This is a genomic window from Bacillus sp. OTU530 (genome assembly GCF_038440375.1).
The window spans coordinates 63,253-73,804 of the sequence record NZ_JASATP010000027.1 but is presented as its reverse complement, the minus strand read 5'-3'; the positions used below and the strand labels follow the sequence as shown (position 1 = coordinate 73,804).

At 38.2% G+C, this 10,552-nt stretch carries 9 protein-coding genes; 8 read left to right on the top strand and 1 reads right to left on the bottom strand.

Annotation, left to right across the window (positions count from 1 at the left end; translation table 11 throughout):
• Positions 1 to 409 precede the first annotated feature (409 nt).
• The 4 genes from qoxA to cyoD are packed head-to-tail and all read left to right on the top strand — an operon-like array spanning position 410 to position 4,247.
• On the top strand, positions 410 to 1,339 hold the full coding sequence (gene qoxA, locus AAHB12_RS19135; RefSeq protein WP_446715587.1) for a cytochrome aa3 quinol oxidase subunit II: 930 nt from the start codon (positions 410 to 412) through the stop codon (positions 1,337 to 1,339).
• A gap of 28 nt (positions 1,340 to 1,367) precedes the next feature.
• Entirely contained in the window at positions 1,368 to 3,338 is a 1,971-nt protein-coding gene (gene qoxB / locus AAHB12_RS19130) for a cytochrome aa3 quinol oxidase subunit I (protein WP_342046522.1), read from the top strand.
• The gene (gene cyoC / locus AAHB12_RS19125; RefSeq protein WP_342046521.1) at positions 3,338 to 3,940 is read left to right on the top strand and encodes a cytochrome o ubiquinol oxidase subunit III; all 603 of its coding nucleotides are present in this window, start codon (positions 3,338 to 3,340) and stop codon (positions 3,938 to 3,940) included. The genes qoxB and cyoC overlap by 1 nt, the downstream gene beginning before the upstream one ends.
• Before the next feature lies 1 nt (position 3,941).
• Entirely contained in the window at positions 3,942 to 4,247 is a 306-nt protein-coding gene (cyoD, locus tag AAHB12_RS19120; RefSeq protein ID WP_342046520.1) for a cytochrome o ubiquinol oxidase subunit IV, read from the top strand.
• Positions 4,248 to 4,631: 384 nt separating this feature from the next.
• On the opposite strand, the gene AAHB12_RS19115 is transcribed toward cyoD, so the two are convergent.
• On the bottom strand, positions 4,632 to 4,976 hold the full coding sequence (locus AAHB12_RS19115; RefSeq protein ID WP_342046519.1) for a hypothetical protein: 345 nt from the start codon (positions 4,974 to 4,976) through the stop codon (positions 4,632 to 4,634).
• Between the two features lie 67 nt (positions 4,977 to 5,043).
• Between AAHB12_RS19115 and AAHB12_RS19110 the strand changes: the two genes are divergently transcribed.
• The 4 genes from AAHB12_RS19110 (at position 5,044) to AAHB12_RS19095 (ending at position 10,405) form a co-directional block, all read left to right on the top strand.
• Positions 5,044 to 6,735: a glycoside hydrolase family 13 protein gene (locus AAHB12_RS19110; protein ID WP_342046517.1), complete on the top strand. Its 1,692-nt coding sequence runs from the start codon at positions 5,044 to 5,046 to the stop codon at positions 6,733 to 6,735.
• Positions 6,728 to 8,173, top strand: a complete 1,446-nt coding sequence (locus AAHB12_RS19105) for a PTS transporter subunit EIIC (RefSeq protein ID WP_342046515.1) — start codon at positions 6,728 to 6,730, stop codon at positions 8,171 to 8,173. The genes AAHB12_RS19110 and AAHB12_RS19105 overlap by 8 nt, the downstream gene beginning before the upstream one ends.
• A gap of 171 nt (positions 8,174 to 8,344) precedes the next feature.
• Positions 8,345 to 9,298 carry a sugar ABC transporter substrate-binding protein gene (locus AAHB12_RS19100; RefSeq protein ID WP_342046514.1) on the top strand — a complete coding sequence of 318 codons (954 nt, stop codon included), beginning with the start codon at positions 8,345 to 8,347 and terminating at the stop codon, positions 9,296 to 9,298.
• 114 nt (positions 9,299 to 9,412) lie between these two features.
• Positions 9,413 to 10,405 carry a LacI family DNA-binding transcriptional regulator gene (locus AAHB12_RS19095; RefSeq protein ID WP_342046513.1) on the top strand — a complete coding sequence of 331 codons (993 nt, stop codon included), beginning with the start codon at positions 9,413 to 9,415 and terminating at the stop codon, positions 10,403 to 10,405.
• Positions 10,406 to 10,552: the final 147 nt, after the last annotated feature.

Here is a 10,552-nt window from a genome sequence, read left to right as displayed (position 1 = left end):
CTACGCCTCTGTCTTCGCCCAAGAGCAGGGCTCGCCAATCAGCGAGTTTTCTTTATAACTATTAATAATCATATTATTTTTATATTAAGAATAATAATTAATATAAACCTGTGTCGTATATATGAAGATACAGCTTCGGTCGCCCCTTAAGATACGCCTCTTAATAAAAATACTTGTATCAAAATTACCTTGAGATTAAGAAATGGTTGATAAAGAGCTCGGCAATAGGGAGATTTGGCCAGAATGTGAAAAAATAATGGAGGGTTTATGTCAAAAATACAGAGAATTTATGAACTCTATTTTAGTGTGACATACATCACAGACCAATTAAACCTCTAAGCACTATGATTACCTTGCTAGGAGGAATCATACAAAAATATCAAAACTGAGAACTGTGTTTTGAAAGGAGATGCACCAAGTGAAAAACCGAAAGCTCTTTCATTTTTTTAGGCTTTCCCTATTGGCGGTAATATCTGCCGTATTATTATCCGGGTGTGATGAACACTATATTGTCCTCAATCCGCAGGGCCCGGTTGCGCAACAGGAGTATGATTTAATCATGTTATCTACGATTCTTTGTGCCGTAATCATCATACCTGTTTTAGCAATCTTTATCTATATCGTGTACCGCTATAGAGACAAGCCTGGTAACAAAGCTCCATATACACCAAATTGGGATGACAGCAAAATACTTGAAATTGTATGGTGGGGTATACCAATTGTTATTATTGGCATTCTTGGTTTTTATACAGCGAAGACAACCTATGCGTTACAAAAACCACCTGCAAGCGATGTTAAACCGATTACAATTCAAGTTACTTCCCTAGATTGGAAATGGCTATTCCAATATCCTGATCAGAATATTGCAACTATTAACTATGCCGAAATTCCTGCCGGAGTACCTGTTCATTTCGTATTAACGGCTGATGCCCCTATGAACTCGTTTTGGGTGCCACAGTTAGGCGGACAGGCATACACAATGCCGGGGATGGCTATGAAACTATGGCTGCAAGCTGACAAACCGGGAACATATTTTGGATCAGGTGCTAACTTTACTGGTGAAGGGTTTGCCCATATGCAATTTCAAGTAGTAGCTAAATCGCAGTCAGAGTTTAACGCATGGGCGAATAAAGTTAAACAAACAGCACCAGTCTTAACAAAGGATGGCTATAACAAATTAGCAGAAAAAGGACTGGCTGATAAAACAGAATTCTCATCGTATCCAACAAATCTATTCAATGAAATAGTTGATAAAAATGGTGGGGAATATATGAAACAACATATGAATCAAACTGATATGACTAATATGACCGATATGCATAGTATGCATGATAAATAAACAAAGCGGACGGGAGGAGGAAAAATAGATGTTAGATAAATTGAAGGATTTTGCTTCTGAATTTTTTGTAACCGGAGATCCAATGATTTATGGAGCGGATGTTGCCATTGTTCTCGTTACGCTTAGCATTCTATTTGTTCTTACGTATTTTAAAAGATGGGGATGGCTATGGCGCGAATGGCTGACAACGGTTGACCATAAAAAGATTGGAATTATGTATATATTATCATCGCTCCTTATGCTTTTTAGAGGAGGGGTAGATGCTTTATTAATGCGTCTGCAATTAGCTTTCCCAAATGTTCAATTTTTAGAATCACAGCATTACAATGAGATTTTCACAACACATGGAACAATTATGATTTTATTTATGGCTATGCCTTTTATGTTTGGTTTATTTAATATTGTTGTGCCGTTGCAAATTGGGGCGCGAGATGTAGCATATCCATATTTGAACGCTGTCAGCTTTTGGTTCTTTTTCTCTGGTGCAATGCTTTTTAATCTATCCTTTATAATAGGAGGATCTCCTGATGCAGGATGGCTTAGCTATCCGCCATTGTCTGAACTGTCTGGAAGTCCAGGACCTGGACAGAACTTCTATATTTGGGGTATCCAAATTTCCGGTATCGGAAGCTTGGCAACGGGAATTAACTTTATCGTAACAATCTTGAAAATGCGTGCTCCAGGCATGAAATTAATGAAAATGCCGTTGTTCACATGGTCTGTGCTTTCTAGCTGTATTACAATTATCATTGCTTTTCCAGTGTTAACTGTTTCCCTTGCCTTATTATTTGTTGACCGTTTCTTTGGATCTCACTTTTTTACAGCTACAGGCGGCGGAAATCCAATGATGTATGTTAACTTGATTTGGATGTGGGGACACCCAGAAGTATATATCGTAGTACTCCCGGCATTCGGTATTTACTCTGAAATCGTAAGTACTTTTGCGAAAAAGAAAATTTTCGGATATAAATCTATGGTATTTTCCATGATGCTTATTAGTGTTTTTTCCTATTTCACATGGGTGCATCACTTCTTTACAATGGGGGCAGGCGCGGATGTAAATGCATTCTTCGCGATTACAACAATGGCTATCGGGATTCCAACAGGGGTAAAAGTATTCAACTGGCTATTTACACTGTTCCGCGGACGTATCCGAATGACGCAGCCTATGTTATGGACAGTGGCTTTCGTTCCGTGTTTCCTTGTTGGCGGAGCAACGGGTGTTATGCTTGCAGTTGCACCAGCAGACTATCAATATCATAACAGCTATTTCTTAATCGCTCACTTCCATCAGGTATTAATCGGTGGTGTTGTCTTTGGCTACTTAGCTGGATTATATTATTGGTGGCCAAAAATGTTTGGATTTAAGCTTAATGATCGATTGGGAAAATGGGCTTTCTGGTTATGGAATATCGGCTTCTATGTATGCTTTATGCCGCAATACGCATTAGGCTTCATGGGAATGACTCGCCGTGTGTACACATATGGATGGGACATGGGCTGGGCGCCTCTTAATCTTGTTTCAACAATCGGTGCATTCTTCATGGGGATTGGCTTCCTTTTCCAAGGCTGGCAAATCATTTATAGCATCAAACATGAGGAACGCGATGTAACAGGAGATCCTTGGGATGGCCGCACATTAGAATGGTCGATTCCATCTCCGGCTCCGCTCTACAATTTCGCTGTTGTTCCACATGTAAACGAGGCTGATGCCTGGTGGGCAATGAAAGAAGAAATGGAAAAAATGGGGGCAAAGAAGGAAACCCGTGCTATAGAACCGATTCATATGCCGAAAAATTCCAGTATTCCATTTATTATGTCAATTTGCTGGTTTATTGCCGGATTCGGTTTAACTTTTAACTGGACTTGGATGGGAGTAACCGGATTAATAGGTGTCGGAATTTGTTTATTAGCACGCTCTTTCCAATATGACAAGGATTACTACATCCCGATTGATGAAGTGAAACGAACTGAAGCCTCATTAGGGAGGGCAATGTAATGGCACACACAGTTTCTCATACGGAACATCACAATCATGGTCATCATGAACGTGAGATGACAACGTTAGGATTTTGGATTTTTCTTGTAACAGACTGTATTTTGTTTGGTGCTTTATTTGCAACCTATGCAGTGTTGTATACTCATACCGACGGTCATTTAACAGGACACGAGCTGTTTGAAGTGCCTGGATTTACAATAGAAACATTTATTCTCTTAACAAGCAGCTTTACAAGTGGATTAGCATTATTAGCGATCAATAAAGAGAAAATGAAGCCGTTTATGGGTTGGCTTATTATTACCGTGCTTCTTGGTCTGTTCTTTGTGGGATTAGAAATCAATGAATTTGCCAAAATGATTGCGGAAGGAGCGAGCATTTCTACAAATGCTTTCCTTTCCTCATTCTTTACGTTAGTAGGTACACATGGTCTTCACGTTTCATTCGGTATTATTTGGATGCTTGCGATTATGATCCAAATTCGCAAGCACGGAATTAATGCTGTTACAAAACAAAAAGTGTTTATTGTAGGATTATATTGGCATTTTCTTGATGCTGTATGGATTTTCCTATTTACTGTTGTCTATTTAATGGGGGTGATGTAATATGTCTCAGCACAACAACCATAGCTCAGAAAAAAACTATGTGCTTGGGTTTATTATCTCCATCGTATTAACAATTATTCCTTTGGTGCTTGTAGTAAATCATATACTGAGTAAAGGAGTTCTAATCTTTTCGATCTTAGCGATAGCAGTTCTTCAGCTTTTGGTTCAACTCTTTTTCTTCATGCATGTGAGAGATGGTGAAAAGCCTGGCTATAATAAAATGGCTTTAATCCTGGGAGGTATTGTGGTTTTTACCATTGTAGCAGGCTCTATTTGGATTATGTCGTTTAATTCACAAGTGCAGTAATCGTACTGGTGAAGCTAGGTTAATATATTGATTTAAGCTAGAAATGGGGATAGTGCAGGTGCGCTATCCCTGTTCTTCATTCTTCTCAATGGAAGGGGCAAGGATGGGGGAGAACTGTAGGAACCGCAAAAAAATCTCGTTATAACCGACAAGTTGATAATCTGAGGAACTTACCATAATCGATATTTGTTGATAACAGGTAGCTGTGAAGCATGTAGTATTGAGCATTATAGCGTTTGATAACATCTGAAAATCAACAAGGATATAAAGTAATGGCTGATGTATTGTATTGGGTGGCTATACGATTGAAACCGATACCTTCTTGTTGGCAGAAGAACAAAGTGAAAAGGAAAAGTTCTTATTGAGTGAAAATAGATGTCTGTTTTAGATTTTAGGTTCGTACTGTTGCCGGGACCTGTGTAAAAGGCAGCCTTTCTTAATTAAAAGGGTGAATCGCACCTCTCTATTTAAAATTTTAAGAGAGAAAGCGTTGACAGGGAACAAAAGAGGAAAGTATAATACAGTACAGGAACCGATACCATATTCTTTAATGGAATGATTGATCTTATCTAAATTTATTTTACTTCGTTTTGGAACCGGTTCCTGAGAAACTTTAGATGTTTTACGGTGCAAATATATGAAATGAATCGAGCGTTTGGTTTCTCTTTTTAAAAATGGAGCACAAAAACTAAGCATATATTTTTTGTGTTTTTGAGGAACCGATTTCATATGTAGCTAAGCTCCTTAGTCATCTAACATACTACCGTCATATGAATACGCTATTGGAGGGAACGATATGAAGAAGAAGTGGTGGCAAAAAGAAGTTATTTATCAAATTTACCCTAAAAGTTTTTATGATTCCAATAATGATGGAATAGGCGATATAAAAGGGATTACAAAAAAATTAGATTACTTACAGTCTTTGGGGATTACGATGGTGTGGATTTGTCCCATTTATAAATCTCCTATGGCTGATAACGGATATGACATCTCAGACTATTATCAATTGAATCCAGAGTTCGGAGATATGAAAGATCTGGACGAGTTAATTGTGAAAGCAAAAGAAAAAGGAATTAAAATTGTCCTTGATCTAGTAATAAATCACACATCAGATGAACATTCATGGTTCCAAGATGTATTAGAGAATCCATACGATAGTAAATATAGAGATTACTATATCTTGAAATCTGGTAAAGATGGTCAACCCCCTACGAATTGGCGCTCTGTTTTTGGGGGCAACGTATGGGAGCCTTTGAAGAATACGGGTGAATATTACTTTCACTCTTTTCACAAAAAGCAACCAGACCTCAATTGGGAAAACAAAAAGGTTCGAGAAGATTTATATAAAATGGTTAATTATTGGCTAGACAAAGGAATTGCCGGCTTTAGGGTGGACGCAATCACGTTTATTAAAAAAGACCAAAATTATGATAATATTCCGGCTGACGGAGTAGATGGTCTTGGAAAATGCACAAAGAAGACTCGTAATCAACCGGGTATTGCAGAATTCCTTCATGAATTAAATGATGAAACCTTTGCCAAATATGATTGTGTCACCATTGGAGAAGCTCCTGGTGTACCTTATGAGCAATATGGTGATTATATTGGGGACAATGGCTACTTTTCAATGATTTTTGATTTTAGATATGCGGACCTTGATGTAGCTTCGGGCAGTGAATGGTTTAAGAGAATTGATTGGAATGTACTAGATTTAAAGAAATTAATCTTTACTAGTCAAAAGGAAATCCAAAAGACAGGCTGGGGAGCAAACTTTTTAGAGAATCATGATCAGAATCGTTCCATAAGCAAGTATATAAAAGAGGAAGGAGAGCGAAACTTCTATTCTGCGACAATGCTAGGGGCAATGTTTTTCTATCTTCGAGGAACACCTTTTATCTACCAAGGTCAAGAAATTGGAATGACGAATTTTAAGCGTAACAGTATTAAGGAATTTGATGATATTTCAAGCATTGATCAGTACTATCGGGCCATGGATGAAGGATTTACTGCAGAAGAGGCATTGCACTTTATGAACTTGCGAAGCCGTGATAATTCAAGAACGCCATTTCATTGGAATGCCGAGGAATATGGCGGTTTCTCGAAAGTGAAGCCTTGGCTAGGGATGAATGAAAATTACAAAACGATTAATGTAGAGCAACAAGAGCAGGATCCGGATTCTATCCTGAATTTTTATAAAAAAATCATTGGAGTTAGACAGGCAAGTGAATGCTTAATTTATGGAGAGATTGAGCCAATTTTAGAAGAACATCCAACGATTGTAGCGTATAAACGCAAGTTAGAGACGGAAGAAGTTGTTTGTTATTTCAACTTTTCAGCCAAGATTCAAAAAGTAGAGTTAGCGGATAACAAATATGATGTTTTACTAAACAACTACAAAGAAGAAGCAACATTATATGGAAAAGAACATTCTTTACAACCATATCAAGCATTAGTACTCCTAAAGAAGGAAGAGAGCCATCATGAGTAAAAATAAATACGAACGTATAGGAAAAGAAATTGTAAATGTTATTGGTGAGGATAATATTGAATCGTATGTTCATTGTGCAACGCGATTACGTTTTTCTGTGAAAGATCGTGAAAAGATTGATGATGAAGCAATTGAAAGAATTGATGAGGTCAAAGGCGTATTTTTTAATGCTGGTCAATATCAGGTTATTCTCGGTACCGGTACGGTCAACAAAGTTTACTCTGCCTTAAGAGGGAATCAACCCCATCAAGAGGATGAGCGACAGAAGAAGGAAGCTTCATCTAATAGCAAAGACAAGGGAATCAGAAAGGCTGTACGAACGTTAGCTGATATCTTTATTCCGATTATTCCGATCATTGGAGCAACGGGTTTATTCCTTGGGTTAAAGGGGGTGTTATTCAGTGATGCCATCTTAGGCTCAATGGGCATGAGCGTTAATGATGTTCCAGATTATCTGCGAACACTCCTATCAGTTCTGACAGACACAGCTTTTGCCTTTTTACCAGCCTTAATTTGTTGGTCTGCATTTAGGAATTTTGGCGGTATGCCTATCATTGGTTTTGTACTAGGGTTAATGCTTGTTTCTCCCGCCCTTCCTAACGCGTATGCGGTAGCAGATATCAATAGCGGAGTAAAGCCCATTATGGCTTTCGGTTTCATTCCGGTTGTTGGTTATCAGGGTAAAGTGTTAACAGCTCTTGTGATAGGGATTCTTGGGGCAAAACTGGAGAAAAAGCTGCGGGCTGTCATGCCGAATGCCCTAGATTTAATCTTTACTCCGTTCTTTGTTTTATTGACTATGATGGTTACTGGTTTACTTATTTTAGGGCCTTTATTGCATTTTGTGGAGATGGGCTTGGTAACGGTTATTACACAGCTTATTCATGCTCCTTTTGGGATTGGGGGACTATTGATTGGGTTTTTGTATCCGCTTGCGGTTATGACTGGAATGCATCATTTATTTATTGCTGTCGAAACAACATTGCTTGCGAATACGGGGTTTAACCCTCTAATTACACTTTGTGCGATGTACGGATTTGCGAATGCTGGCACTTGTTTGGGGATTACGCTAAAAGCGAAAAAAAGCACGGTAAAAGTGGCCGGATTGAGTGCAACCCTTACGCAATTGCTGGGTGTTAGTGAACCGGCTTTGTTTGGAGTTGTTATGAGGTATAGCATGAAACCGCTATATGTTATGATTGGCTGCTCGGCTGTTGGGGGCGCAATCTTATCCATCCTAAATATTAAAGCTAATTCATATGGTTTGGCTGTGCTTCTTTCTCCTTTAATGTACATTTATGAATGGAATCAGCTGATCGTTTATATTGTGGTTTCCGCTCTGGTTTTTACTGCCGCATTGATCATTACCTACTTATTTGCAGTTCCAAAAGAAGTTATGGTAGAAGATCGAAGCCAGAAACTAAGCAATGCAAGTTAATAGCTGCAAAATGGAATGAATCTATTCGCTAAAAACGAGTTGCTAGTGACTCGTTTTTAGTGTTTGAAATTATTTTTGGAGGGGACTTCAACTAGTGGGCTGTTTGCCTTTAATGTTATAAAATAAAAACGCAAAATCCTGGTGTTATTCTTTCCAGGTAGGAGATACATCGTGAAAAAGAAATGGATCATCCGATTGATTATCTCGGTCCTTCTTATTTCTATAACAGGATATGTAGTCAAGTTTCTTAGAACAGATGATAGACCTAAAGTAGTTGTGGTGTTAAAGGATGCAGATACACAATATTGGGAAATTGTGAAAGCTGGAGCGGAAAAAGGTTTTCGAGATTTTGATATAGATGGTAAAGTTATCGCGCCCCGTTATGGATCAGAAGCAGATGCACAGGGCTTCATGTTAAAAAGTATTCTTGCAGAACATCCCGATGCATTAGTTGTTTCCCCCTTTGAATCACCTCTTGTTATGTCTAGCTTGAAAAAAGCTGCCCAAAGTAAAATTCCTGTATTATTAATAGATACGGATATTCCTTTAGAAAATAAAACTACTTATATTGGTACTGATAATTTTGAGCTAGGCCAAAAAGCAGGGGAATTACTGGCTTCAGGGCTGCAGCCTGGAGATAAAGTAGCTCTTATTGCTGGAGACTTAACTAGTTCAGTTATAAGCGAAAGAATAAAAGGAGCAATATTGAGCTTCGAGGCTGCAGGAATCAAAATTGCAGTCGAAAAAACAGAATTACCAAATGAGTCTTTGCCGGTTAGGGCAGCAATGACAACGATTTTGCAGCAGTATCCCGATGTGAAAGGTGTATTTGCTACTACTGATATTATGGCATTAAGTGCTTTAGAGGTCATTCGGAAACACGGGAATAGTATCCCTGTCATGGGGGTAGATGGGATCGTTAAAATGCTTGAATCAATAGAAGAGGGAGTTGTGCCTGATACAGTGGCACAGAATCCTTATGATATGGGGTATATAAGTGTTGAAACTGCATGGAAAGTGATACAGGGAGAAAATGTTAGAAAAACTGTTGATACAGGTATCGATCTTATCACCAAAGATAATGCGGAGCAGAAGCTAGACTTCCTGAAGAAATTGTTGAAATGATATTTACAGCTGCTTTTGATTAGAAATAATACGCATTGCAAATTATCTCTTCTCTACAGTAAAATAGGTATGAAACTGTTTTCATATTTACCTTGGCAGTGGAGTGATGGAAAAGTGTCTACAATATCAGATGTAGCAAAATTATCAGGATTATCAAAAACAACTGTTTCACGTGTAATAAATAATCATCCATATGTTTCGAAAGAGAAAAAAGAGCAAGTGCTAAAAGCAATGGAGGAGCTTGGCTATACACCAAATCCTTCCGCAAGAAGACTAAGAGGACAATTGACAACTACACTCGGGGTTATTGTACCGAGGATTGTGAATCCCTTCTTTTCATATTTGGTGAACTCGATTGAGCAGACTGCCTATCATAAAGGATATCAAGTGCTGATTTGCCAAAGCAATGAAGATAAAGAAAAAGAACTTGCATTTTTAAATTTATTGAAAACGAAGCAAGTAGATGGAATTATTATGACGGCCATTGAAAATGATTGGAACATCATTCAGCCGTTTACCGATTACGGTCCTATTGTGCTATGCAACGAGTATGTGAATCACGCAGATGTTCCAATCATTCGTTTAGATCAATACAAAGGGACATATATAGGTGTGAAGCATTTAATTGAAAAAGGGCATCAAAAAATTGCTTACTGCACAGGAGGACTGTTTGACGAGCAGGGGAAAGATAAAGATCGCAATTATGGTTATCAAAAAGCATTAAAAGAAGCAGGGATTGTAATAAATCCAAAGTGGATTTTTGTGAATCAGCACACTATTGAGGATGGGAAACAAGTAATGAAGCAAATTCTAGAGATGGACGATCGTCCTACTGCCGTTTTTACTGGAAGTGATGAAATTGCTGGCGGGATGATGATTGAAGCAAAAGGGCACGGCTTAAGAGTTCCCGACGATATCGCAATTATTGGCTTCGATGACCAACCTCTTGCAGAAATGTTGGATCCCAGACTAACAACGATTCGTCAGCCTGTGGACCAAATGGGGGAAAAATCAGTGGAAGTGATTATTGAGATGCTTCATAATCCTGAAATGAAGATTGAAACGTATGAGATGTCAATAGAATTAGTTGTTCGAGAATCCACATAACTTTTTATAGGATTATGTTGTAATTCCTGGGGAGGAATTTTTACTATAAGTATCCAACGTTTTGTCATGTAAAAAATGATAGTATGTTGGTAAAAAATTAAGGATATGTTGGGCATAAAGCACCTTCATTTACTCAAAATTTGAGTG

Bases quoted from the DNA above. Each gene is read 5' to 3' on its own strand.
- cyoD (WP_342046520.1), top strand. From the start codon at position 3,942: ATGTCTCAGCACAACAACCATAGCTCAGAAAAAAACTATGTGCTTGGG.
- qoxA (WP_446715587.1), top strand. From the start codon at position 410: ATGCACCAAGTGAAAAACCGAAAGCTCTTTCATTTTTTTAGGCTTTCC.
- qoxB (WP_342046522.1), top strand. From the start codon at position 1,368: ATGTTAGATAAATTGAAGGATTTTGCTTCTGAATTTTTTGTAACCGGA.
- cyoC (WP_342046521.1), top strand. From the start codon at position 3,338: ATGGCACACACAGTTTCTCATACGGAACATCACAATCATGGTCATCAT.
- AAHB12_RS19115 (WP_342046519.1), bottom strand. From the start codon at position 4,976: ATGAAATCGGTTCCTCAAAAACACAAAAAATATATGCTTAGTTTTTGT.
- AAHB12_RS19110 (WP_342046517.1), top strand. From the start codon at position 5,044: ATGAAGAAGAAGTGGTGGCAAAAAGAAGTTATTTATCAAATTTACCCT.
- AAHB12_RS19105 (WP_342046515.1), top strand. From the start codon at position 6,728: ATGAGTAAAAATAAATACGAACGTATAGGAAAAGAAATTGTAAATGTT.